23 protein-coding genes are annotated in these 23,864 nt (G+C 54.6%); 7 read left to right on the top strand and 16 right to left on the bottom strand.

Annotation, left to right across the window (positions count from 1 at the left end; translation table 11 throughout):
* Window positions 1-7 precede the first annotated feature (7 nt).
* The 15 genes from rnhB to rpsB all read right to left on the bottom strand — a co-directional run bounded on the left by rnhB (window position 8) and on the right by rpsB (window position 14,893).
* A complete protein-coding gene (gene rnhB, locus INT20_RS03600) occupies window positions 8-625 on the bottom strand; it encodes a ribonuclease HII (protein ID WP_193056443.1) in 618 nt (205 codons plus the stop codon).
* Window positions 615-1,787 carry a lipid-A-disaccharide synthase gene (gene lpxB / locus INT20_RS03595; RefSeq protein ID WP_193056442.1) on the bottom strand — a complete coding sequence of 391 codons (1,173 nt, stop codon included), beginning with the start codon at window positions 1,785-1,787 and terminating at the stop codon, window positions 615-617. Before lpxB ends, rnhB begins: the two co-directional genes overlap by 11 nt.
* 16 nt (window positions 1,788-1,803) lie before the next feature.
* Window positions 1,804-2,571 carry an acyl-ACP--UDP-N-acetylglucosamine O-acyltransferase gene (lpxA, locus tag INT20_RS03590; RefSeq protein WP_193055211.1) on the bottom strand — a complete coding sequence of 256 codons (768 nt, stop codon included), beginning with the start codon at window positions 2,569-2,571 and terminating at the stop codon, window positions 1,804-1,806.
* On the bottom strand, window positions 2,568-3,011 hold the full coding sequence (gene fabZ, locus INT20_RS03585) for a 3-hydroxyacyl-ACP dehydratase FabZ (RefSeq protein WP_087109982.1): 444 nt from the start codon (window positions 3,009-3,011) through the stop codon (window positions 2,568-2,570). Before fabZ ends, lpxA begins: the two co-directional genes overlap by 4 nt.
* A gap of 133 nt (window positions 3,012-3,144) precedes the next feature.
* A complete protein-coding gene (gene lpxD, locus INT20_RS03580) occupies window positions 3,145-4,182 on the bottom strand; it encodes a UDP-3-O-(3-hydroxymyristoyl)glucosamine N-acyltransferase (protein ID WP_193056441.1) in 1,038 nt (345 codons plus the stop codon).
* Between the two features lie 58 nt (window positions 4,183-4,240).
* Window positions 4,241-4,747 (bottom strand): OmpH family outer membrane protein, encoded by a 507-nt coding sequence (locus tag INT20_RS03575; RefSeq protein WP_087109986.1) that lies wholly within the window; start codon window positions 4,745-4,747, stop codon window positions 4,241-4,243.
* Between the two features lie 59 nt (window positions 4,748-4,806).
* The gene (gene bamA, locus INT20_RS03570) at window positions 4,807-7,158 is read right to left on the bottom strand and encodes an outer membrane protein assembly factor BamA (RefSeq protein WP_407647871.1); all 2,352 of its coding nucleotides are present in this window, start codon (window positions 7,156-7,158) and stop codon (window positions 4,807-4,809) included.
* 100 nt (window positions 7,159-7,258) lie between these two features.
* The gene (gene rseP, locus INT20_RS03565; RefSeq protein ID WP_193056440.1) at window positions 7,259-8,617 is read right to left on the bottom strand and encodes an RIP metalloprotease RseP; all 1,359 of its coding nucleotides are present in this window, start codon (window positions 8,615-8,617) and stop codon (window positions 7,259-7,261) included.
* A 97-nt stretch (window positions 8,618-8,714) separates the two neighbouring features.
* Window positions 8,715-9,911, bottom strand: a complete 1,197-nt coding sequence (ispC, locus tag INT20_RS03560; protein ID WP_193056439.1) for a 1-deoxy-D-xylulose-5-phosphate reductoisomerase — start codon at window positions 9,909-9,911, stop codon at window positions 8,715-8,717.
* On the bottom strand, window positions 9,908-10,729 hold the full coding sequence (locus INT20_RS03555; protein WP_193056438.1) for a phosphatidate cytidylyltransferase: 822 nt from the start codon (window positions 10,727-10,729) through the stop codon (window positions 9,908-9,910). The genes ispC and INT20_RS03555 overlap by 4 nt, the downstream gene beginning before the upstream one ends.
* Window positions 10,722-11,513, bottom strand: coding sequence for a polyprenyl diphosphate synthase (gene uppS / locus INT20_RS03550; protein ID WP_193056437.1), 792 nt, complete (start codon window positions 11,511-11,513; stop codon window positions 10,722-10,724). Before uppS ends, INT20_RS03555 begins: the two co-directional genes overlap by 8 nt.
* An 86-nt stretch (window positions 11,514-11,599) precedes the next feature.
* Complete coding sequence (gene frr / locus INT20_RS03545) at window positions 11,600-12,157, bottom strand: ribosome recycling factor (RefSeq protein WP_193056436.1); 558 nt, start codon at window positions 12,155-12,157, stop codon at window positions 11,600-11,602.
* A 4-nt stretch (window positions 12,158-12,161) separates the two neighbouring features.
* Window positions 12,162-12,935 carry a UMP kinase gene (pyrH, locus tag INT20_RS03540; protein ID WP_193056435.1) on the bottom strand — a complete coding sequence of 258 codons (774 nt, stop codon included), beginning with the start codon at window positions 12,933-12,935 and terminating at the stop codon, window positions 12,162-12,164.
* 121 nt (window positions 12,936-13,056) lie between these two features.
* The gene (gene tsf / locus INT20_RS03535) at window positions 13,057-13,926 is read right to left on the bottom strand and encodes a translation elongation factor Ts (RefSeq protein WP_193055205.1); all 870 of its coding nucleotides are present in this window, start codon (window positions 13,924-13,926) and stop codon (window positions 13,057-13,059) included.
* Between the two features lie 217 nt (window positions 13,927-14,143).
* Window positions 14,144-14,893: a 30S ribosomal protein S2 gene (gene rpsB / locus INT20_RS03530; RefSeq protein ID WP_193055204.1), complete on the bottom strand. Its 750-nt coding sequence runs from the start codon at window positions 14,891-14,893 to the stop codon at window positions 14,144-14,146.
* A gap of 368 nt (window positions 14,894-15,261) precedes the next feature.
* On the opposite strand from rpsB, the gene map reads away from it, so the two are divergent.
* The 7 genes from map (at window position 15,262) to INT20_RS03495 (ending at window position 23,124) form a co-directional block, all read left to right on the top strand.
* On the top strand, window positions 15,262-16,053 hold the full coding sequence (gene map / locus INT20_RS03525) for a type I methionyl aminopeptidase (protein WP_172118499.1): 792 nt from the start codon (window positions 15,262-15,264) through the stop codon (window positions 16,051-16,053).
* Window positions 16,053-18,728 carry a [protein-PII] uridylyltransferase gene (locus tag INT20_RS03520; protein WP_193055203.1) on the top strand — a complete coding sequence of 892 codons (2,676 nt, stop codon included), beginning with the start codon at window positions 16,053-16,055 and terminating at the stop codon, window positions 18,726-18,728. The genes map and INT20_RS03520 overlap by 1 nt, the downstream gene beginning before the upstream one ends.
* A 132-nt stretch (window positions 18,729-18,860) precedes the next feature.
* Window positions 18,861-20,057 carry a succinyldiaminopimelate transaminase gene (dapC, locus tag INT20_RS03515; RefSeq protein WP_193055202.1) on the top strand — a complete coding sequence of 399 codons (1,197 nt, stop codon included), beginning with the start codon at window positions 18,861-18,863 and terminating at the stop codon, window positions 20,055-20,057.
* 39 nt (window positions 20,058-20,096) lie between these two features.
* Window positions 20,097-20,444 (top strand): Spx/MgsR family RNA polymerase-binding regulatory protein, encoded by a 348-nt coding sequence (locus INT20_RS03510; protein WP_193055201.1) that lies wholly within the window; start codon window positions 20,097-20,099, stop codon window positions 20,442-20,444.
* A gap of 109 nt (window positions 20,445-20,553) precedes the next feature.
* Window positions 20,554-21,579, top strand: coding sequence for a 2,3,4,5-tetrahydropyridine-2,6-dicarboxylate N-succinyltransferase (dapD, locus tag INT20_RS03505; RefSeq protein WP_172118502.1), 1,026 nt, complete (start codon window positions 20,554-20,556; stop codon window positions 21,577-21,579).
* Window positions 21,566-22,738, top strand: coding sequence for a succinyl-diaminopimelate desuccinylase (gene dapE, locus INT20_RS03500; RefSeq protein WP_193055200.1), 1,173 nt, complete (start codon window positions 21,566-21,568; stop codon window positions 22,736-22,738). Before dapD ends, dapE begins: the two co-directional genes overlap by 14 nt.
* Complete coding sequence (locus INT20_RS03495) at window positions 22,735-23,124, top strand: hypothetical protein (RefSeq protein ID WP_087110018.1); 390 nt, start codon at window positions 22,735-22,737, stop codon at window positions 23,122-23,124. Before dapE ends, INT20_RS03495 begins: the two co-directional genes overlap by 4 nt.
* 131 nt (window positions 23,125-23,255) lie before the next feature.
* On the opposite strand, the gene INT20_RS18035 is transcribed toward INT20_RS03495, so the two are convergent.
* Window positions 23,256-23,810 (bottom strand): cold-shock protein, encoded by a 555-nt coding sequence (locus INT20_RS18035; RefSeq protein ID WP_226912032.1) that lies wholly within the window; start codon window positions 23,808-23,810, stop codon window positions 23,256-23,258.
* Between the last annotated feature and the right edge of the window lie 54 nt (window positions 23,811-23,864).

Genomic DNA, 23,864 nt, shown 5'->3' with positions numbered 1-23,864 from the left:
ACAGCACTTAAATGAGGGCTAATTGGCGCTGAACGGGGGCGAAGCTTCGGCGGTGCTCTTCAAGCGGCCCGTGAGCGGATAGCGCCTCAAGATGCTCTTTCGTTGGGTAGCCTTTGTGACGTGCAAAGCCGTACTCAGGATAGCGCATATCCAGCGTAACCATCTGGGCATCGCGCGCGACCTTGGCAAGAATCGACGCCGCAGCAATGGCGGGATGGCGCGCATCGCCTTTGACCACGGCTTGCCCCGGCAAACTATGTCCCGGCAAACGGTTACCGTCCACCAGCAAGTACTCGGCCGCAGGGGCTAAACCATCAATCGCACGACGCATTGCCAAGTGCGTGGCGTGGTAAATATTGAACTGATCAACTTCGGCAGCGCTTGCCTCAGCGACCACAAAGGCTAACGCCTGTTCGCGTATCAGCACGTCTAACGCTTCACGCTTACGGGCGGTGAGCTTTTTAGAGTCAGTCAGACCGTCAATAGGGCGTGCAGGGTCCAGGATCACCGCTGCGGCCACGACGCTACCGATTAACGGCCCACGCCCAACCTCGTCGACCCCCGCCAAGCGCTCGCCCACATAAGCAATCTCAAGCAGCGGAAAATCGCCTGGTTTAGCGGGCATTGTACTGCTCCAGTGACTGGCCTAAGGCGATAGCGGTGATTGCCTCAGCGGCGCGTCGACTGGCGTTGCGCTGCAAGTCGGCGTGCATCGTTGCAAAGCGTGCCTCTAACGCCAATCGTGCTTCGTGATCGCTAAGCAACTCATAAAGCTGGTCTGCGATAGCTTCAGGTGTCGCCGCGTCCTGAATAAGCTCAGGTACCACGCTTTGCTGCGCGATCAGATTGGGTAGCGATATCCACTGGGTTTTCACCATACGCTTGGCGAGCCAATGCGTGGCCGGTGCCATCTTGTACGCAACCAGCATCGCCCGGTGACACAGCATGGCTTCAAGCGCGGCGGTCCCGGATGCCAGGAGCACGACATCGCTGGCGACCATTGCCTCTCGCGCTTGGCCATTTAACAGCTGCACACGCTCGGCAAGCGTTGGATAGTGAGACAAGAGCGCCTGAATTTCGTCATGACGCAGTGCTGAGGCAGCCGGAATCAAAACCCTTAGCGTGGCATGGCGCTGGCACAGCAGCTCAGCAGCGGCTAAAAACGTATGGCCCAGGAAACGTATTTCGCTGCTGCGCGAGCCTGGCAACAAAGCAAGCACCGGCGCATCTTCATCAAGACCTAGTGCCTGTCGCGTTGCGATGCGGTCATTTTCAAGCGGCAGCTCATCGGCAAGCGGATGACCCACGAACACAACAGGAACACTGTGGTGCCGGTAAAAATCGGCCTCAAAGGGCAGCAGAGTGAGCATTCCATCAACGGATTTGGCAATGCCTTTCACACGCCCCTGCCGCCACGCCCAAACAGAAGGGCTGACGTAGTGGGCCGTTTTGATTCCGGCATTACGCAGTTGCTTTTCCAGGCCGAGCGTAAAATCAGGCGCGTCGATACCCACCATGATATCCGGCTGCCAGGCGAGCGCTTCGCGACGCAGCGTGCGGCGCACACCTACCAGCTCAGGCAGGTGTTTGATGACCTCAACCAGCCCCATCACAGAAAGCGTTTCCAACGGAAAGCGGCTTTGCATCCCCTCAGCGATCATGCGAGGCCCGCCAATCCCACGAAACTCAACCTCTGGATGGCGCGACTTAAGCGCACGCATCAGACCAGCCCCAAGGATATCCCCCGAAAGCTCGCCAGCCACCAGATAAACACGCTGCAAGGTCATAAGCGAATGGACATGGTTAGCGCGTAATGCCGCGGGTCGAACGTTCGATAGAGTCAGCGAACTCCGTCACTTCCTCTATATCAAAGCGCGCACGCATCTCTTCAAGCGCTTGCTCGACGGTAAGCCCCTGGCGATAGACCATCTTATAAGCAACGCTCAGTGCATTAATTGCCTCACGGCTAAAGCCGCGGCGTTTTAAGCCGACCAGATTCAGACCACGCGCTTCTGCCGGGTTGCCGTTAATCATGACATAGGCAGGCGTGTCTTTAGTGATAATAGAGCCACCACCCGCCATGGCATGCTCACCAAAGTGACAAAATTGGTGCACGGCAGACAGGCCACCCAGGATAGCGTAATCACCCAGCGTTACGTGCCCGGCAAGCGTTACCTGGTTGGCAAGGATACAGTCATTGCCAATGACACAGTCATGGCCCACGTGTACGTAGGCCATAAACAGGTTGCGGGAACCAATCGTCGTTTCACCACGGTCTTGTACCGTACCACGGTGAAGCGTCACGCCTTCACGGATAACGTTATCGTCGCCCATGACCAGACGAGTAGGTTCACCAGCGTACTTTTTGTCCTGACAATCCTCACCTACCGAGGCGAACTGAAAAATACGCGTGCGCTTCCCCAACACAGTGGGTCCTTTGACCACGACGTGCGGGCCGATTATGGAGCCTTCGCCGATCGTGACGTTAGGCCCAATAACACTAAAAGGGCCAACCTCAACGTCATCTGCGAGCGTTGCCGTTGGGTCAACCAGTGCAGTAGGATGTATCAAGCAACCTTCCTCTCAGCACAAATAATTTCTGCTTCACAGGCAAGCTCTCCGTCAACCGTGGCGCGACACGCAAATTTCCAAATGCCTCGCTTGCCACGAATTACGTTAGCCTCCAGTTGAAGCTGGTCACCAGGCATAACCGGGCGCTTGAAACGTACATTGTCGCTACCCACCAGGTAGTACACGTAGCCATCCGCAGGCAGCTTGTTAACTGTTTTAAAGCCTAAAATACCGCAAACCTGGGCCAGTGCTTCGACTACCAGCACACCCGGCATAATCGGATGATGTGGAAAGTGGCCGTTGAAAAATGGCTCGTTAATACTAACGTTTTTGAACGCAACGATGGATTCGCCCACAGTTAATGCGGTCACTCGATCCACCAATAAAAACGGATAGCGGTGGGGCAAGTATTCGCGAATTTCGTTAATATCCATAACCATCGTAACGACCTCAAAATGAAAAACGCCTGATAGGCATCAGGCAAATACCAGCACTTCGTCTGGTTAAAGGGCAAGGAATTATACCCTGCCGCCCTCTCGTCTCAAGCTACTTACTTAGTAAACAATATGGCTTTTAGGCGTCACGCGTCGTTTTTTCCAGCCGAGACAACCGCTTGGCTATATCATCCAACTGCTTAAACCGCACCGCATTTTTACGCCACTGCGAATTACTCATTGCCCCCGTACCTGACGAGTAGACGCCGGGAGTATGAATCGAATTGGTCACAAGGCTCATTCCGGTGACCTGAACGCCATCACAAATCGTTAGGTGGCCTGATAATCCAACCCCCCCACCCAACATGCAGTGCTTGCCTACTTTGGTGGACCCTGCAATACCGACACAGCCCGCCAAAGCGCTATGGGCACCAATAGTGACGTTATGAGCGATTTGTACCTGACTATCGATTTTAACGTCATCGCCAATCAGGGTATCGCCTAGCGCACCACGGTCAATGCTTGAACAACTGCCAACTTCGACATTATCACCCAGCACAACGCCACCTAACTGGGCAATTTTGTGCCAACCTTCACCGTCGTGGGCAAACCCAAAACCGTCTCCACCAATCACACAGCCACTTTGTAAAATGACCCGCTTGCCAATAATCACGCCATGACACACGGTCACATTGGCATGCAGCCGAGTATTTTCGCCGATAACGCTATCAGCCCCAACGACACTCCCAGCGCCCACCACAACGTGGTCACCCAGTGTTACGCCCGCTTCTACTACGGCGTGAGCCTGGATCGAGACGCCTTCACCCAGCGTTACGCTGTCGGCAACGACCGCGGTGGGATGGATACCGGCCTTATCACGTGCAGGCAATGGGTCAAATAGCTGAGAGAGTTTGGCATACCCCAGGTAGGGGTTTTCCATCTCAAGCTTTGGCACCGGGCAACTCTTGCCATGCTCAGGGTGAAGCAGCACGGCCGCCGCCTGAGTGGTGGCCAAATCCTTGAGGTAAGCGCGATTTGTTAAAAAGGCCACTTGATCAGATGCGGCCTCTTTAAGTGTTGCTAAACCACGAATGGGTAGCGCGGCATCACCTTCAAAGGTGACCCCTAAATGGCAAGCAATGTCCGCAAGTGTAAGATGGTGAGATGCGTGCGTCATGGGAGCCCAATAAAGCAATAGTGCAGCACAGCTACACCAACAGTCATTAAAAAATTAATTACATCGAATCAAATATTTGCGTAACTTCATCAGTCACATTAGGCAAATCAACCGAGGAATGAAGCACTCCTTGAGGCTCAACCAATACATCAATATTGTGACGGTTCAGCACTTGCTCCACCGCTTGCTCAAGCTTGAGTTCCGCACCTTCCAGAAACTGCTGCTCTGAACGCTGCTGAGCCTCCATAACATCACGACGTAACTGCTCAAAACGCGAACCTTTCTGCTGCAGCTCAGCGATCAGTGTTTCACGCTGCGACTGAGACATCGTTTCGCCTTCGCGCTGCAAGCGTTCTTGCAACTGCTGTAACTCATTTCCCAAGCTTTGGGCTTCACTCTGCTGACTGCCAATCTGGTTTTCCAACTGATTTAGCGAGGTTTGAGCCGACTGGGTATTCATCAGCGCAGCTCGCCAATCCAGCACGGCAACCTCTGCAGCTTCTGCTGCATGAACCGGTAAAACAATCGCACCAAATAAGCACACGGCCGCTGTCAGTTTACGCATCGAGTCACTTCCTTATCATCAAGCGGGGGCGCTACCAAGGGCGCGCCCCTTTAGCAAAGTTAGAATGTTTGTCCCAGCGAGAACTGGAAGAACTGTGTGTCATCACCGCTTTTGTCTTTAAGCGGCTCCGCGATGCTAAAGGTCAGCGGACCAACCGGTGTTAACCAGGAAAGGCCAACGCCCACACTATAGCGCAAATCGCCCAGGTCGACGCCAGAACTACACTGCTGACGACCCACATCAGCTTCTAATACCTTGTAGCAGGAGCTCAAGAACGTATTACCGGCATCCAGGAACAGCGAAGGCTGCACAGAACGCTGGTTTTCTACAAAAGGCATGGGGAAGATAACTTCGGCACTACCTTCCACCAACACATTACCGCCCATTGTGCGATCACGCCCCCCTTCAACACCCGGCGTGGTAGGTTGCCCCAATGTATTGGATGTAAAACCACGTACCGATCCTAAACCACCTGCGTAAAAATTCTCATAGAAGGGAAAAGGATCGTTTGAATCAAACGTATTGGCATAGCCAAGGTTACCGCTAAACTTAAGCGCCCAACTCTCATCGTTATTGAGCGGATATAGCTGCTGAGCCCGAGCGCGCAGCTTATAGTACTCTGCATCGCCACCTGGCACGCCAGTTTCAAGCGACAGGCGCTGATAATTACCGGCTGTCGGCATCACGCCTCGGTTAAGGTTGTTACGCGTCCAGCTCGCCGTGAGTTTAAGGCTTTGAGCGCGCTCCCCTTCGTCATCCACATAGCGATGAATTTCTGACGCCGTATCGTTGTAAGTTTTAATTTTAAGCTCTTCAATGCTCGCCCCGAAGTTGAGGCGAGACAGCTCACTTACCGGATAGCCGAAGTTGATACCCGCGCCGTACGCATCGGTCGAGTAGGTAGAGATATCCGAGTCGGCGTAGTCCGTTTCACGGTAAAATATGTTGTAGCCGCGAGAAATACCGTCAAGTGTCCAGTAAGGATCCGTGAAGGCAAAGTTGACGCTGGTGAAGGTGTCGCTGCGCTGCGCGCCAACATTGACCCGGTTACCCGTACCCAGGAAGTTGTTTTGTGCCAGTCCAACCCCGTAGATTACCCCGGCGCTTTGCGAAAAGCCCACGCTGGCAGACACCGAGCCTGAGGGCTGCTCTTCCACACTGTAGGTGACGTCCAACTGATCAGGCTGACCTGGTACCGGCTGGGTATCCACTTCTACCTGGCTAAAGAAGCCAAGCCGTTCAAGGCGCTGGCGCGACTGAGCAATTGAGTCGGTCGATGCGGGGGCGCCTTCCATTTGAATCATTTCCCGACGCAGCACTTCGTCCTGGGTGGTGGTATTACCATAAAACTCAATACGTCGAACATAAGTGCGCTGGCCAGGTTCAACCGCGATGACCAAGTCAACCGTTTCACCGTTATCCGCCATTTCAGGAATACCCTGAATATCGGCGAAAGCAAAACCTTCAGCGCCCAAACGCTGGCGTAGCGCTTCGGTCGATGCGTTCACTTGACCACGAGAGAAAATGTCTCCGCTATGGATCTCCATGAGTTGGCGTGCTTCGCTTTCGCTGATTTGCATATCACCTACAAAGCGGACATCACCTACTCGATATTGGTTACCCTCATCAACATTAAGCGTAACAAATATTTCGGACTTTTCAGGCCCAATAGAGACTTGCGTGGAGGTAACATCAAAATTTACATAGCCACGATCAAGATAGAAGGTGCGAAGGCGCTCGATATCGCCCGATAACGCTTCACGCGAGTACTCATCACTTGAAAACCAGCCAAAGAAGCGCCCCGGCTTGTCGTTCAGCTCAAAAACATCGCGCAGCGTTTCATCGTCAAAATCCTGATTACCGACAATATTGATTTGACGGATCTTGGCGACTTCGCCTTCATTAATATTGATATTGACCTGTACACGCCCTTCATCAACCTGTTCAACCTCGGTCGTAATGCGAGCACTGTAGCGTCCCTGGGCCTGGTAAACACCTTCAAGCTCACGCTGAATCTCTTCAAGGGTCGAGAGTTGCAACACTTGTCCTTCCGACAACCCTGACTGACGTAAGCCGTTACGCAGGTCCTCTTCTGAAATCTGCTTATTGCCAGTGAGGTTCAAGCGCGCGATGGTCGGTCGTTCAACTACCTGAATAACCAATACATCGCCTTCGCGAGCTAGCGAAACATCTTCAAATAAACCAGTGGCAAACAAATCGCGTGCGGCTGACGCTAGCTGCTGCTCGCTAACCCGATCATTCGTACTGACAGGAAACGCATTAAAGACCGATGCAGCGGATACCCGCTGTAGTCCTTCCACTCGAATGTCCGAAACATCAAAGGATTGTGCCTGGGCGCCGCTAGCGCCTACCAGCAAGAGTGCTGCCATTCCAAGGGTCTTGATTTTCATGCTGTCAGTTCGCTCGCGTTGGTCTGCCTATCACGTTAGATAAGCACCATATACATTTGTGCAGGCAGATGACAAGGCATCCTGCGCGCTACACGCGTCATTACCAAAGGCGCATCAGATCAAAATACAGAGCCATCACCATCAGACCGCCAACCATGGCAAGCCCAATGCGTAATCCAATGGCTTGGGTTTGTTCAGAGACCGGCCGCCCACGTACGATTTCCAAAAAATAGTAAAGCAGGTGTCCACCATCGAGCACCGGAATAGGCAATAAATTAAGCACGCCAAGGCTGATGGACAAATAGGCTAAAAAGCCTACAAAGGCTTCCATTCCGGCACGGGCCGAATCACCCGAAATTTGCGCAATCGTAATAGGACCGGAAAGATTGGAAGGTGAAATCAAACCTACCAACATTTTACGAATCGCATCAACGGTTAATAAAATCATATCACCGGTACGCGATAGCGCTTGTCCAACCGCTTCGATAGGCCCATAACGAATTTCGCGCTGTAGCGACTCAGGCCACGTTACCGACTCAACGCCTGCACCAATGTACCCAACCTCACCGCCACTCTCCAGCAGATTGCTGCCCGGCGTTAGTGTTAGTGTGCCCTGCTCGCCATTTCGCTCATAGGCTACGCTAAGCGTTTCACCCGCACTACGGCGGATCATCGTGACAAACTGCATCCAATCTTCCACCGGCGTGCCGTCAATCGCAATAATATGATCGCCTGCTTGCAACCCCGCATTGGCGGCAGCTTCGCCATCGACCACCTGGCCTAATACTGCAGGGAATTCTGGCTGCCAAGGCGTCATACCCAAGGATTGCAGTGGCTGGGGCGGGTCCTGGCGGGCCAAGTAGTTATCGACCTCCAGCGCGTAAGCTCGTTCACTGCTACTGCCCTCAGGCAACACATTGATGGTTAGCGAGCCACTAAAACCAATCATCGAGATAAGCTTTAGGTTGACCTCCTCCCAGGAGCGTACGGCGTCATTTTGAATAGCGATAATTTCGTCGCCGTGGGCAAGGCCTGCTTCAGCTGCCGGTGAATCAGGCAGCACATCTCCCACCATGGGAGCGACCACGGTCGTCCCGGATACAAAGAGCGCCCAGTAGGCAACAATAGCCAACAGGAAGTTTGCCAAAGGTCCAGCGGCAACAATGGCGATACGCTGCCATACCGTTTTGCGATTGAAGGCCTGGTCAAGCTGATCTTCCGGTACCGGCGCTTCACGCTCGTCCAGCATTTTGACATAGCCGCCCAGCGGAATGGCCGCTATCGCGTACTCCGTCCCCTGGCGGTCCACGGTGGACCAGAGCGGTTTGCCAAAGCCCACCGAAAAACGTAACACCTTGACGCCACAGCGGCGCGCCACCCAAAAGTGGCCAAACTCGTGAAAGGTGATTAACAAACCCAGCACGACGATGATCGCTAAAATGTTTTGTAACAGGCCCACAATAAACTCCCTGGCACCTTGCACATCAGCCGATGCTTAAGTGACCTACTTGCTTCTCAATATTCGGTACGACACTGTATATTCGGTACGGCACTGCCTAGCCTGCTTGTAACATGACCCTTTGTGCTGCCTGCTGACGCGCCCAGTGGTCTGCGGCCAAGATATTTTCAATCGTATCGGCGCTGCCTGCATAGGGCTGCGATACAACTTCTTCAACCACGTTGGCTATTTCACCAAAGCTGAGCCTTTCCGCCAGGAAGGCCTCAACGGCGACTTCATTGGCTGCATTGAGAATCGCCGGCGCGGCACCGCCCTTCTGCATGGCTTCACGGGCCAAGCGTAGGCAGGGAAAGCGCGCTTCATCCGGTGCTTCAAAATCCAGCTGCGCAATCTGAAAAAGATCCAGGGCTTCTACACCGGCCTCAATACGCTCGGGCCATGCCAGTCCATAGGCAATGGGTATACGCATATCCGGGTTGCCCAGCTGGGCGATGACAGAGCCATCAATGTAAGCTGCCATGGAGTGAATCACACTCTGCGGATGCACTACCACCTGAATTTGCTCGGGCGTTGCATCAAACAGCCAGCACGCTTCAATTAATTCAAGGCCTTTGTTCATCATGGTGGCGCTATCAACCGAAATCTTGCGCCCCATCGACCAGTTAGGATGGGCGCAGGCCTGGTCGGGCGTCGCATTGGCAACCTTGTCCGCACTCCAGGTGCGAAAAGGCCCGCCAGACGCTGTTAGCAGCAACTGCCGAACGCCATGACGCTCAAGCCCGCCGCGATGTTTTACCGGCAGACACTGATAGATGGCATTATGCTCAGAATCGATAGGCAACAGCGTGGCGCCAGAGCGCTCAACCGCCTGCATGAACAGCGCACCGCTCATCACCAGCGCTTCTTTATTAGCAAGTAGTACGCGCTTGCCCGCTGCTGCAGCGGCCAGCGCAGGCAGCAGCCCCGCTGCCCCAACGATGGCGGCCATAACGGCATCGACGCACGCCTCACGGGCAACCTGGCAGAGTGCTTCACGACCCGCCAGCACGACGGTCGGTTGGTCAGCGTCATCAAGCGCTTGGCGAAGCCATTGCGCATCGTCACTATGATCGAGTACCGCGATACGGGGATGATGGGCCAAGCACTGTTCCAGAAGCACTTCCCGGGAGGTATGTGCCGTCAACGCATACACCCGATAACGCTCGGGATGACGGGCGATGACATCCAGGGTGCTCACCCCGATAGAGCCGGTTGAGCCCAACACGGTAATCCACTGGCAGGACGATTGACTCATAAGACAGGCACCTGCCCTTGAAGAACGGGCAAATAGAGCAGCGCAAAGAGCGGAATCGCCGCCGTCAAGCTATCAATCCGGTCCAGCACACCGCCATGGCCCGGCAGCAGCTGGCTTGAGTCCTTGATGTCTCGGTAGCGTTTGAGCATGCTTTCCAGCAGATCACCCAGCACTGAAATAAGCGTGACAATAATGGTGACTACCACCAAGCCAACAGCTACACCCGAGGTTAACGACTGCCAAAAGGCGAAGCCAAGCGCCAGTAGCGTGGTGGCAACCAGCCCGCCAATAACGCCTTCCCAGGACTTACCGGGGCTGACCCTTGGGGCAAGCTTGCGCTTACCAAAACGACGCCCGGCAAAATAGGCGCCGATATCCGCCGCCCACACCAGCAGTAATACAAATAACAGCCATACGCCGCCGCTATCGCGCAGAATATTAAAGCCGACCCAGCAGGGCAGCAGCACCCATAGCCCCATCGCCAAGCGGCGTGGCGTTGACTGCCACTGCTGCCCTTTTTCCGGGTAATGGGTCACCCAGTAAAGATTAGCCAGCCAGCCAAGGGCGGCGCACCATAAAGGCCATACTGCAAATACGGCATCGGTGAGCCACATCAATAGCATCAGCACCGCAAGCCCGGCGACCAGCTGAACACGCTGACGCTGCCGGATAACGCCTGCCAGGTTCGTCCACTCCCAGGCCCCAAGCAACACCATCAAAGCGGTAAAAAGCGCAAACGCGCCACCTTGCAATCCAAACAGACCCGCCAGCACCAAGGGCGCCAGCCAGGCTACGGTTATAATCCGCTGTCTAAGCACCTTGCGCCTCTATTTGTTCGTCGGTCATGCCAAAACGTCGACGCCGCTGACAAAAGTCGTACAGCGCGCTGTCCAGCGCATCGGCACCGAAATCGGGCCAGAGTAAGGGCGAGAAATGCAGTTCAGCATACGCTAACTGCCACAGCATAAAATTCGACAATCGCTGTTCGCCACTTGTTCGGATACACAGGTCAACAGGAGGCACATGGTCTGCTTCCATTGCCCTGTCAAAGCAGGCTTCATCGATATCGCCAGGCTGTAACTCACCGGCGGATACCTGCTCAGCCAAATGTCGCGCTGCACGTGCGATGTCCCACTGCCCGCCGTAATTGGCAGCGATCACCAGGTGCATGCCGGTATTATCCGCGGTCAGCGCTTCTGCACGCTGTATATACCTCTGAATGGCGTGAGAGAAGCCACGCCGCTCACCAATAATCGTTAGCCGAATATTGCGCTCATTAAGCTTTTTTACTTCGCGCTTGAGCGCCATCAAAAAGAGCTCCATCAACGCATTCACTTCAGCCGCTGGACGCTTCCAGTTCTCGCTTGAAAAGGCAAACAGGCTCAGCGTATTTACCTGACGCTCGGCTGCGCGCTGAATGACCGCTCTGACGGCTTCGACGCCTGCACGATGACCACGTACGCCAGAGAGGCCGCGGGCCTTTGCCCAGCGATTATTGCCATCCATTATGATCGCGACATGCGACGGCAGTGCTTCACCCAGGCACTTGGGTGGCGTGCTTGCGTCGTCCGGCGGTTCTTGAGGAAACTGCGGTGACGTCATGAGGTCTCGCACAAAAGCTCAGTCATAGTAAAGCCATAGGCCTAGCGGGCAGCCTGGCTACCCGCAGCTAAATAAAAGGCAGGTGCTTATACCTGCATCAAGTCCTGCTCTTTCGCGGCAAGCGCTTTATCGATTTCGGCAATATATTTGTCGGTCAATTTTTGGATTTCATCTTCCCCCTGACGCTGATCGTCTTCGGTAATCTCTTTGTCCTTTAGCAAGGATTTGAAATCACCGTTGGCATCGCGACGCACGTTACGCACAGCCACGCGAGCATTTTCAGCTTCGCTACGTGCCTGCTTGATATAGCCCTTACGCGTCTCTTCGGTCAACATCGGCATCGGCACACGGATAACGTTGCCTGCACTTGACGGGTTCAGACCCAGATCAGCGGTCATGATGGCCTTTTCAACCTTAGGCGCCATACCCTGCTCCCAGGGAGATACCGCTAGCGTACGCGCATCTTCAACGTTCACCGAGGCTACCTGGTTAAGCGGCACTTGGCTGCCGTAATAATCAACGGTAACGGCATCCAGAATACTCGGATGAGCACGCCCGGTACGGATTTTGTTGAAGTTGCCATGCAGCGCATCAACACTTTTTTTCATACGAGACTCTGCGTCTTTCTTAATATCGTTGATCACGTTATTACCCTCTATCTATCAGCGTGCCTTCCTTGCCCCCTACTACCAAATTCAGCAGGGCACCAGGCTTATTCATATCAAATACCCGCACCGGCATATCATGGTCACGTACCAGGCAGATGGCGGTCAAATCCATAACGCCTAGCTTTTGATCCAGAGCGTCATCGTAGGAGAGCTGATCATATTTTACGGCATCAGCATATTTTAGGGGGTCCTTGTTATACACCCCGTCCACTTTGGTCGCTTTAATGACCACATCCACATCCACTTCAATACCGCGTAAACAAGCAGCCGAGTCGGTTGTGAAAAATGGATTACCGGTTCCTGCCGAAAACAGTACCACGTCTCCTGACGTTAAATAACGGATGGCAGTGCGGCGGTCATAATGCTCTACCACACCACTCATGGGAATCGCCGACATTACCCGCGAACGAATATTTGAACGCTCCAGTGCATCGCGCATGGCCAACGCGTTCATGACCGTTGCCAGCATTCCCATGTGGTCGCCTGTGACCCGATCCATTCCGGCTTCGCTGAGCGCTGCACCTCGAAACAGGTTGCCGCCTCCAATCACGATCCCGACCTGCACACCAATACCCACCAGCTGGCCGATTTCCAGCGCCATACGGTCTAACACTTTAGGGTCAATACCAAAATCGTGCTCTCCCATTAGCGCCTCGCCTGAAAGTTTCAGCAAAATACGCTTGTATTTTGACTTCGACTTTTCAAGCTTATGGGGCACAACAAGCGGGGTAGGCTCTTGAACATCTCGTGACATGGCATCTCTCCTGAAGCAGACTTGGACACAGGTGGGCGAAGCAACCCCCTATTTAGCAGGGGCCGGATACACGAAGGCGTGCGCTTACGCGCACGCCATCTTCTGACTAGAACGTCTGACCTTAACGACGGCCAGCCTGTTCCATAACTTCTTTAGCGAAGTCGACTTCTTCTTTCTCAATACCTTCACCCACTTCAAAGCGCGTGAAGCTAACCACTTCGCCACCGGCTGATTTAACAAACTCAGCAACGGATTGGTTCGGATCTTTAACAAACGGCTGCTCGGTCAGGCTGTTCTCTGCCAGGTATTTCTTCAGGCGGCCTTGAACCATTTTCTCAGCAATCTGCTCAGGCTTGCCTGCCATATCCGGCTGACCCAGGATGATGGCTTTCTCTTGATCCAGCTGCTCTTGCGGCATATCGGCCGGGTGAGCAACGGCTGGGTTAATAGCTGCCACGTGCATAGCAACGTCTTTCGCTGCTTCTGCAGTACCGCCATTAAGTACGGTCAAAACGCCAATGCGGCCACCGTGAACGTAGGCACCGACCAAGCCGCCGTCAACGGCGTTGACAACTACCGCGCGACGTACGCCGATGTTCTCACCGATTTTCTGAACCAGCTGCTCGCGGGCAGCTTCAAGGTCGCCCGCCATAACGGCAGCAACATCTTCGCTTTTCGCGGCAAAGAAAGCGGCGGCGATTTTGTCAGCGAACGCAATGAAGTTGTCATCACGCGCAACAAAGTCAGTCTCGGAGTTGATTTCAACCATTACGCCGTAGCTACCGTCTTCTGCTACACGGGTAACAACAACACCCTCTGCAGCAACACGATCGGCTTTCTTCGCGGCTTTTAAGCCTGAATTTTTACGCAGGTTTTCGATCGCGACTTCAATATCACCGTCGGTTTCGGTGAGTGCTTTTTTACACTCCATCATGCCGAGACCAGTACGTTCGCGCAGTTCCTTGACCTGAGAGGCGCTGATAGCTGCCATGAGAATTCACCTCGGAAATGGTTCTATGAGAGTTAAACGCCCTACAGAGTATAGCCACGATAAATGACTATCATATATCACTTTGAAGGTCGCTTGCCGGTGCTTGGTGTCCGGCGTAATCGGCCCACCCGGATGTTCATCCAAAGCGGGAAAAAGGGGGCATAGGCCCCCTCTTCAACACGATGCGGCTTAACTACCCGCCGCAACCGCTACTATCTTACTCAGCAGCAGCGTCAGTGTCGGCTGAAGCCGCTTCTTCGGTCACTTCAACGAACTCGTCCGGACGACCTTCTTTCGCACGACCACACGCGTCAGCAATCGCTTTCACGTAGATCTGAATAGCGCGAATGGAGTCATCGTTACCCGGGATAACGTAATCAACGCCATCAGGGTTAGAGTTGGTATCAACCACGCCAATAACCGGGATACCCAGCTTGTTGGCTTCGTTGATCGCGATGCGCTCGTGGTCAACGTCGATAACGAACAGTGCGTCCGGCAGGCCGCCCATGTTCTTGATACCACCGATAGAACGCTCAAGCTTATCTTGCTCACGCGTTGCCATCAGGACTTCTTTCTTGGTCAGCTTGTCGAACGTGCCGTCTTCGCGCATGGTTTCAAGTTCGCGCAGACGCTTGATAGACTGACGAATAGTCTTGAAGTTAGTCAGCATACCGCCCAACCAGCGATGGTTGACGAACGGCTGACTAACGCGATTCGCTTCTTCTTTGATGATCTTGCTAGCGCTACGCTTGGTGCCAACAAACAAAATTTTGTTGTTGGATGCCGACATCTTCTCAACCACATCAACGGCTTCGTTCAGCGCCGGAAGAGTGTGCTCAAGGTTGATGATGTGAATCTTGTTGCGTGCGCCGAAGATGAATTTGTTCATCTTCGGATTCCAGTACTTAGTCTGGTGACCGAAGTGAGCACCTGCTTTGAGCAGGTCACGCATATTAACGTGAGACATGGTAAAACTCCTGAAACTCGGGTTAGGCCTCCACGCACCCCATGGATCCGACCATTGACCACGTATAAAACGTTATCAGCGGCACCCGGGACCATGTGTCGGTGCATGTGTGTTTTCAAGGCTTGCTATTAAGCAGCGTCTTCAAAGTGAACCCGCTGCGGGTTGTTCGCCTTGCCATGATCGCCGACTCACCACAAAGAAGCGAGCGAGCGATTGCAGGAAAGCGCGCGGCTTTATACCATAGATCATTACCAAGATGAAGTCACAGCCCGTGTTACGATGTTTATTTGTCACTTAATACTGTCGCTTTAACGCTGTCATTTAATGCTGTTACTTACTACCTCAGCCTGAACCCATATCGAGAATTCATGAACGTTCCTATCAAGACACCTTCAGAAATCGAGAAAATGCGCGAAGCCGGGCGCCAAGCCGCCAGCGTGCTGGAAATGATTGCTCCTTACATACAAGAAGGCGTAAGCACCGGCGATATTGATAAGCGTTGTCACGACTATATTGTTAACGAACTGGGCTCGGTTCCCGCTCCGCTCAACTATCACGGTTATACCCACGCCACGTGCATCTCGCTCAACCATGTGGTGTGTCATGGCTTTCCGGATTTTAATAAAAAGCTCAAGAAAGGTGACATCCTGAACCTGGACATTACCGTTAAAACCCCTGATGGCTATCACGGTGACTCCAGTGCCATGTTTATCATCGGCGAAACCATACAGGGCGAGCGCTTGTGCCGGATTACCCAGGAGTGCTTGTATAAAAGCATCGCGCTGGTAAAGCCAGGCGTACGCCTTTCAGAGCTTGCGCGAGTGATTCAAAAGCACGCCGAAGGGCATGGCTACTCGGTCGTTCGCGATTTCTGCGGCCACGGTATTGGGGCAGGCTTTCATGAAGATCCCCAATTCCTGCATTACGATGGTTACGCACCAGACGCTGATATCGCCTTAGAGGCTGGCATGTGCTTTACCATCGAACCCATGATCAACGTGGGTGGCTACAAAACCAAAGTCTTGCGCGATGGCTGGACCGCCGTTACCAAGGACAAGAGCCTTTCAGCGCAATGGGAGCACACCTTGCTGGTCACCGAGACCGGGGTTGAAGTACTGACCGCGCGTAGCGATGAAGACTTTAGTTTTTTAGATAACTAATGCTCCTCCACCACCACCGGTTCGAGCCGGATACGTCGCTTTACGACCTTGAGGCTTTTCGTACAGAGCTATCCGGCTCGCGCTCACCCATAGCGCCGTTTAAAACGGCGCTTCGTGAGCTCCAGGCCAAGCTGGATGACCGGTTTCGTGCGGGCGCCGATATACGCGACCTGGTGCGGGGGCGGGCCTGGTACTTGGATCAACTGCTCGCCATTGCCTGGGCGCAGCACGCCTGGCCAGATGACGGCGTCGCACTGATTGCTGTTGGCGGCTATGGCCGAGGGGAGCTACACCCCCATTCGGATATCGACCTTCTGCTGCTGCTTGAAGATGACGACGACACCGCTTACCGCGAACCACTCACTGCCTTTATCACTTTTTTATGGGATATCGGCCTGGAAATCGGCCACAGCGTACGCTCATTAAACGACTGCGAGCGTGAAGCCAAGGCGGATGTCACCGTCATCACCAACCTGCTTGAGTCCCGCCTGATTGCAGGCCCTGCATCACTGCGCGAAAAAATGCGCGAGCGCTTAAGCGCCGAGCACATTTGGCCGGCCGACCGTTTTTTTGAAGCCAAATGGCAAGAGCAGATTGCTCGCCACTACCGTTACAACAATTCCGAATACCACCTTGAGCCGAACCTGAAGAGCTCACCTGGCGGCCTACGCGATATTCAGATGATTGGCTGGGTCGCTAAGCGCCACTTCGGTACAGAACAGTACACCGACATTGTCGCCAACGGTTTTATGAACGATGCCGAATTGCGTATCTTAAGCCAGGGCCAGGCGTTTTTGTGGCAGGTGCGTTATGCGCTGCATATGTTGACCGACCGCGCCGAAGACCGCCTGCTGTTTGATCATCAACGCACGATTGCTGAGCTGTTTGGCTTTAAAGATACGCCCGAGCGGTTAGCCGTTGAGCAGTTCATGAAGCGCTACTATCGCCACGTAACGGCGCTGGCCGGGCTTAACGACATGCTGCTTCAGCACTTCGACGAAGTGATTTTGCGCGGCAAAGAGGCGCTGGAAACCATCCAGCTCAACGAGCGCTTTGAAACCAAGGGCGGCTATATTCAAGCACGCTCGCGCACGCTGTTTCGCGAGCAGCCTGAAGCCATGCTGGAGCTATTTCTGCTCATGGCCAGGCACCCGGAAATCGAAGGCGTACGGGCGGACACCATTCGCTTGATTCGCGACCACCGCCATCAGATTGATGATCACTACCGCGATGATCCTCACCATCAGCGGCTGTTTATGGAAATACTGCGCGCCCCCGGCAACGTACCGCGCCAGCTACGGCGCATGAACCGCTACGGCATACTGGGCAAGTACCTGCCCGAATTTGGCCGAGCCGTAGGATTGATGCAGCATGACCTGTTCCACATCTACACCGTGGATGCGCATACGCTGCGTCTGCTGAAGTTTTTACACGGCTTTCGCAAAGCCGATGCCAAAGACGACTTTCCCGTGGCGGCTGCGCTCATCCACCAGCTTCCCAGGCTGGACATTTTGTGGATAGCGGGCCTGTTTCACGATATCGGCAAGGGTCGCGGGGGCGACCATTCGGAAATCGGCGCCAAAGACGTTACGCATTTTTGTCAGCACCACCATGTTTCAGCCCACGATACAAAGCTTGCCAGCTGGCTGGTCGAGCACCATTTACTCATGTCGATGACCGCTCAGAAGCGCGACATTAGCGACCCTGACGTGATCCGCGACTTTGCACTGATCGTGCGTAACGAAATGCGTCTGGATTACCTGTATGTGCTCACCGTGGCCGATATTAACGCCACCAACCCCACGCTTTGGAACGGCTGGCGGGCATCGCTTTTGCGCCAGCTATATGCTGAAACCAAGCGCGCCTTACGCCGCGGGCTAAAAAACCCACCGGACCGTGATGACTGGGTACGGGAAACACGCTCTGAAGCACGCTCGCTACTCCAGAACATGGGGCTTGGGCGCGCGCAGATTGATGCATTGTGGGAACCGCTTGGGGAAGACTATTTCCTCCAGTACGCGCCCAGCGAGATTGCCTGGCAAACCCAAGGCATCCTGGCGCATAACGCCTCCCCCTTGCCGCTGGTATTAATCAGCGCACCGACGCTTGATATGGCAGAGGGCGGCACTAAAGTGTTTATCCACACACGCTCGGTGGATGACCTGTTTGCCGCCACCGCCGCCGCCATGGAGCAGCTCGGGCTCTCCATTCATGATGCCCGCATTGCTACCTCGCGCAATAACTGGACGCTAAACACCTTTATTGTGCTGGATAGCCACGGTCAACCGATTCGCGACACGGCGCGTATTGAAGAGATGCGTCAGCACTTAATCGAAGAGCTGGATGACCCAGACGACTACCCAGAAATTGTGACCCGCCATACGCCGCGTCAGTTAAAGCACTTCAAGGTACCCACCGAAGTGCTGATTGAGCAAGACCCGGCTAACGAGCGCACACTCCTTGAGCTAACGGCCCCTGACCGACCAGGGCTACTGGCCCGCGTAGGGCGTATTTTTATGGAGCAGGGCATCGCCCTCTCCGCGGCTAAAATCGCCACGCTGGGCGAGCGTGTTGAGGACGTTTTCTTTATCACCACGAAAGCAGGCGAACCCTTAACCGACCCAATACGCCAGCAAGAGCTGCGCGAGCGATTAATTGAGGTGCTGGGCGTGTAAACACGTAAAGACGCCGTGCCCCGTGGTTAAATTTGAGCCCAACCCCGAGGCTTGCTTATAATCGGCGCTTAGCCTGCCGTTTAATACGCCTGCAGGGCATGCTCTCAATAGAACGCTCTCAACGGATACGCCATGAATTCTGATCTCGCCGCCCTACACCCTTATCCGTTTGAGAAACTGGCCGGCCTCAAAGCTGACCTTACGCCGCCTGCCCATTTGGCGCATATTCCCTTAACCATCGGCGAGCCGCAGCACGCGCCCTACCCAGCAGCGCTTGATGCGCTGGTAAAGCATCAGCTTGATATGGCACGTTATCCGGCCACCAACGGCCTGCCAAGCTTGCGTGAAGCACTCGCTGAGTGGGCGACCAAGCGCTTTAAGCTTGTGGGTCTTGATGCCGAGCGCCAGGTACTGCCGGTTAATGGCACGCGTGAAGCCATTTTTGCGTTTGTACAGGCCGCACTGGACCGTACTCGGCCTGCCAGAGTGATAGTGCCCAACCCGTTTTACCAGATTTATGAAGGTGCGACGCTGCTGGCTGGCGGTCAACCGGTGTATTTAAACGGCACGGCCGAGAACGGCTTTCGGCCAGATTTTGCCAGTGTCAGCCCCGATACCTGGCGTGATGTGCAAATCGTATTTATCTGCTCACCAGGCAACCCGACCGGCGCGGTTACGTCAATGGATGAGTTTAAACAGCTGATTGCGCTGGCCGACGAGCACGATTTCATCATTGCTTCTGATGAGTGCTATTCCGAGCTTTACCTGGATGAAAACGCGCCCCCGCCGGGGCTATTACAAGCTTGCGCTGAGCTGGGTCGTAACGATTACCGGCGCTGCGTCGTCTTCCACTCGCTCTCCAAGCGCTCCAATCTGCCGGGCTTGCGCTCAGGCTTTGTGGCAGGCGATGCGGACATTCTTACGCCGTTCAAGCGCTACCGTACCTATCATGGCTGCGCCATGTCGCTGCCGGTTCAACATGCCTCAATAGCAGCCTGGCAGGATGAAGCGCACGTACGCGCCAATCGTGATGCGTACCGTGAAAAATTCAGCGCCGTGGTGGAGGTACTGGCCCCAGTGATGGACTTCCCAACGCCAGAGGCAAGCTTTTACCTGTGGCCCGCGGTACCAGGGGGGGATGATATCGGCTTCACCCAGCGGCTTTACACCGAGCAACACGTGAGCGTGCTGCCCGGCAGCTTGATGGGCCGCCCTGATGCTCAGGGCATTAACCCAGGCACGGGGCGGCTGCGCCTAGCCCTGGTGGCGGAGCTTGCCCCCACCCTGGAAGCAGCGCAGCGTATCCGCCAGCTTATTGAGCGCGGTTAATTCACCTTTTACGGCACCAACAGCTCGAAAGGAGATACCATGTTTACACTCTATGTCATTGATACCTGTGATACGTGTCGTAAGGCGCGCAAAGCGCTGGAAGCGAACGGCGTGCCTTTTAAAACCCATGATTTGCGTAAAGATGGTCTTTCGGCGAGCCTGCTTGAGCATCTTTTAGAGCGGGCACCGCTGTTGGAAGTCGTCAATAAGCGCAGCAAGACATGGCGCGACCTTCCCCAGGAAGACAAAGACAGCCTGGATGCCAACTCTGCGCGCCAGCTGTTGCTCCAACACCCAACACTGCTTAAACGACCACTGCTGGATACCGGCAGTGACGCCTTAAAAATAGGCTATCGCGACGGCGATTACGATAAAATCAGTGGCTGATCCAACTCCACTATTTTGCTTATTTTTGAATCAACACTTTGTTATACCGCCGCTTTTACGTTAGCTAATGACCCGGTTAACAATGTTATCAACAACAGGATGAACTTTTATGCTGAGCTTTGCGCTTGGAATTGGCACGCAAAACACTCAAGGCGATTGGCTGGAAATTTACTACCCGGCACCGCTCTTTAGCCCGCAGGAAAGCCTGATAAATGCGGCCAAACAAGCGCTTGATGCGCCGCAGGGCAATGTCGCCGTTAGCTTTTTGCCAGAAGACTGCACCCGCTTAGCCAAGGCGCTTGAGGCAGCCGGGCATCCTGAACAGGCTGAGCTTGCTGAGGCGCTGGCCACCAGCCAGCGCCCATTAGTGGCCATGTTCCTGGAAACGGATCAGGCCCCGCAAACGGCGCCAGAGGTCTATCTTAAGCTGCACCTGCTATCGCATCGCTTGGTCAAGCCGCATGGCCTTGACCTGACCGGCATGTTTGGCCTGCTGCGCAATATTGCCTGGACCAACGAAGGCGCCATCGATATCGAAGAGCTACCAGCGCGTCGCCTGAAAGCCCGCCTCGCCGGCCGTGCGCTGTCCGTCGACTGTGTCGATAAATTCCCCAAAATGACCGATTACGTTGTGCCGGCCGGTGTACGCATTGCCGACACGGCGCGGGTACGCCTGGGCGCTCATTTGGGTGAAGGCACCACGGTAATGCATGAAGGTTTTGTTAACTTCAATGCAGGCACCGAAGGCCCCGGCATGATTGAAGGCCGTATTTCAGCCGGCGTGATGGTCGGCAAAGGGTCTGACCTGGGCGGTGGTTGCTCCACCATGGGCACGCTGTCAGGCGGTGGCAATATTGTTATCAAGGTCGGCGAAGGCTGCTTGATCGGCGCCAATGCCGGTATCGGCATTCCGTTGGGCGACCGCTGCACGGTGGAGTCCGGTTTGTATATCACCGCAGGCACCAAAGTGGCCTTGCTGGACGACCAGGGTAACGAAGTGAAAACTCTGGCGGCGCGTGAACTGGCGGGCCAAAACGACCTGCTGCTACGCCGCAACTCTAAAAATGGCCGCGTCGAGTGCCTGACCAATAAAAGCGCCATCGCGCTAAATGAGGCGCTGCATGCCCATAACTGAGCCTGACACGCTGTCGCCCACGCTACAGCTTGCCTTTGAGCTGCTCAGCCGCCCGTCAGTGACGCCGGATGATGAAGGCTGCCAGGACGTAATGATCGAGCGCTTAACGGCGCTCGGTTTTCATATTGAGCGTATGCCGTTTGGCGATGTACAGAACTTCTGGGCAGTGCGGGGCCACCACGGCCCGGTGATTGCCCTTGCGGGTCATACCGATGTCGTGCCCAGCGGGCCACCAAACGGCTGGGAATTCCCGCCTTTTGCTCCCTGTATTGACGATCACGGCATGCTTTGTGCCCGTGGCGCCGCCGATATGAAGGGCAGCCTGGCCGCTATGCTAACCGCTGTGGAGCGTTTCGTGGCTCGCTACCCCGACCACGATGGGCGTATTGCGTTTTTAATCACCTCCGATGAGGAAGGCCCTGCGGTGGATGGCACTCGCGCCGTGGTCGAGCAGCTGCGCGAACGCAATGAGCGGCTTGATTACTGTATCGTCGGTGAACCCTCCTCTACCGAACACCTTGGCGACGTGATCAAGAATGGCCGCCGCGGCTCGCTGGGCGGCGTTTTACGTATTCAGGGGATTCAGGGGCACGTGGCCTACCCTCACCTGGCGCGCAATCCCATTCATCAGGCGATGCCCGCGCTGGATGCGCTCGTCAATGAGCACTGGGACGCAGGCAATGATTTTTTCCCGGCCACCAGCTTTCAGATTTCCAACCTGCGAGCGGGCACTGGGGCGACTAACGTCATCCCCGGCGAAGTAGAAGCAGTATTCAACTTCCGCTTCTCGACAGAAGTGACGCATGAGCAGCTTAAGGCGCGTACCGAGGCGATTCTTGACCAGTACGGCCTGGCGTATCAGCTGGACTGGACACTGAACGGCGAGCCGTTCCTAACCGCAGAAGGCGAGCTTGTTAACGCAGCCGTACGCGGTGTTGAAGCCGTGACCGGCAAGCGCCCGGCGCTATCCACCAGCGGCGGTACTTCTGATGGGCGTTTTATTGCCACATTGGGTGCTCAAGTGGTGGAGCTTGGCCCGCTTAACGACACTATCCACAAAGTGAATGAGCGCGTACGCGCTAGCGACCTGGATGATTTGAGCCGAATCTATGAGGCAACGCTTCAGGCCCTACTCACGCTTGATGAGGTCAACGTATGATGGAGCGCTACCCGGACATTGAAGTGTATGTCGCCAGCATTTCACTGGAAGCGCTTAACGCATGGCTTGCCAGTGCGCTTGCTGCACCGCCATTAAGCCCTGCCGGCAAAGGCAAGTGGAAAACCCATGGTCAACACCAGGGGAAAGAGGTGCCCATACTACTGGTCGAAAAAGCAGCTGACCGCTTTGCAAGCTTATGGTTTGACAGTAGCCATACGCCTTGGATGACCGACCAGGAGTGCGCGCAACACGCCGCAGAGGCGCTGCAAACGGAAGTGCGCTGCTCGCTTGGCGGCTGGCATCCAGGCGATGATCCTGACCGCTTCTGGCAGGTGCTACCCGGTGGAAAAGAAGGCGCTATTGAGTGGCCCGACTCAGGCCGCTAACGCTGCCTGAAAGAAGACGGCATAAAGGCGGTTTTTTTTAAGACTATTTTTGAAGACTGTTCTTGAAATGCAATCGACCCCGCCGGGGCGGGGTCGATTATGTTCACATTGATACTACGCTTGTGGACATGCTACTCAATAATACTCACATCATCGGCCTGTAAACCACGGTCATTCTTAATGACGTGGTAACGTACAATTTGGCCTTCTGCCAGCATACGCGGGCCGCGACCCCGAATAGCACGAAAGTGAACAAACACATCTTCGCCATTATCACGAGTAATAAAGCCATAGCCTTTATTGGTATTAAACCACTTTACTTCACCCTCTTCCCGACCGTCGTTGGGGTCGATGACGTCTTCCTCGTCATCGTCCCGTTCGTCGGCAGGCTGGGGCTGACGCGGCGCAGCTTTAACACGCGTGTCGCCTGAGCTTTCTACTTTCGGTTTAACGACTAGCGGAGGAGCCAGAGCAGCCGACGCTAACGTACCTATAAATAAAACGATGAAGCTGCCCAAGGCAACGGCAATGTAAACACCACTGATACCGCTAATGGCTAACTCTGCCTGCCATAAATCGGCCAGAGGCGCGTTGGTTAAATGAACAATCCCCGCCAGCAAAAGCGGCGTGGGGGCGGCTAGTAATACACTGATTAAGAAACAGCGAAACACAACTTTTGGATTCATAGATGATAAAAGCTCTCTTGTTGTATGGGTAACGAACGAAAGACAATACCCGAA

It is taken from the genome of Halomonas citrativorans (genome assembly GCF_014898005.1).
GTDB lineage: Bacteria > Pseudomonadota > Gammaproteobacteria > Pseudomonadales > Halomonadaceae > Vreelandella > Vreelandella citrativorans.
The sequence above is the reverse complement of the archived record's forward strand: the minus strand, read 5'-3'. Positions and strand labels throughout refer to the sequence as shown.

What these genes read in the sequence shown, in the direction of transcription:
- INT20_RS03510 (WP_193055201.1), top strand. Translation starts at nt 20,097, where the DNA reads ATGTTTACACTCTATGTCATTGATACCTGTGATACGTGTCGTAAGGCG.
- rnhB (WP_193056443.1), bottom strand. Translation starts at nt 625, where the DNA reads ATGCCCGCTAAACCAGGCGATTTTCCGCTGCTTGAGATTGCTTATGTG.
- tsf (WP_193055205.1), bottom strand. Translation starts at nt 13,926, where the DNA reads ATGGCAGCTATCAGCGCCTCTCAGGTCAAGGAACTGCGCGAACGTACT.
- INT20_RS18035 (WP_226912032.1), bottom strand. Translation starts at nt 23,810, where the DNA reads ATGAATCCAAAAGTTGTGTTTCGCTGTTTCTTAATCAGTGTATTACTA.
- rpsB (WP_193055204.1), bottom strand. Translation starts at nt 14,893, where the DNA reads ATGTCTCACGTTAATATGCGTGACCTGCTCAAAGCAGGTGCTCACTTC.
- bamA (WP_407647871.1), bottom strand. Translation starts at nt 7,158, where the DNA reads ATGAAAATCAAGACCCTTGGAATGGCAGCACTCTTGCTGGTAGGCGCT.
- INT20_RS03575 (WP_087109986.1), bottom strand. Translation starts at nt 4,747, where the DNA reads ATGCGTAAACTGACAGCGGCCGTGTGCTTATTTGGTGCGATTGTTTTA.
- fabZ (WP_087109982.1), bottom strand. Translation starts at nt 3,011, where the DNA reads ATGGTTATGGATATTAACGAAATTCGCGAATACTTGCCCCACCGCTAT.
- dapE (WP_193055200.1), top strand. Translation starts at nt 21,566, where the DNA reads ATGCCCATAACTGAGCCTGACACGCTGTCGCCCACGCTACAGCTTGCC.
- map (WP_172118499.1), top strand. Translation starts at nt 15,262, where the DNA reads ATGAACGTTCCTATCAAGACACCTTCAGAAATCGAGAAAATGCGCGAA.
- INT20_RS03520 (WP_193055203.1), top strand. Translation starts at nt 16,053, where the DNA reads ATGCTCCTCCACCACCACCGGTTCGAGCCGGATACGTCGCTTTACGAC.
- lpxD (WP_193056441.1), bottom strand. Translation starts at nt 4,182, where the DNA reads ATGACGCACGCATCTCACCATCTTACACTTGCGGACATTGCTTGCCAT.
- pyrH (WP_193056435.1), bottom strand. Translation starts at nt 12,935, where the DNA reads ATGTCACGAGATGTTCAAGAGCCTACCCCGCTTGTTGTGCCCCATAAG.
- ispC (WP_193056439.1), bottom strand. Translation starts at nt 9,911, where the DNA reads ATGAGTCAATCGTCCTGCCAGTGGATTACCGTGTTGGGCTCAACCGGC.
- uppS (WP_193056437.1), bottom strand. Translation starts at nt 11,513, where the DNA reads ATGACGTCACCGCAGTTTCCTCAAGAACCGCCGGACGACGCAAGCACG.
- INT20_RS03495 (WP_087110018.1), top strand. Translation starts at nt 22,735, where the DNA reads ATGATGGAGCGCTACCCGGACATTGAAGTGTATGTCGCCAGCATTTCA.
- dapC (WP_193055202.1), top strand. Translation starts at nt 18,861, where the DNA reads ATGAATTCTGATCTCGCCGCCCTACACCCTTATCCGTTTGAGAAACTG.
- dapD (WP_172118502.1), top strand. Translation starts at nt 20,554, where the DNA reads ATGCTGAGCTTTGCGCTTGGAATTGGCACGCAAAACACTCAAGGCGAT.
- lpxB (WP_193056442.1), bottom strand. Translation starts at nt 1,787, where the DNA reads ATGACCTTGCAGCGTGTTTATCTGGTGGCTGGCGAGCTTTCGGGGGAT.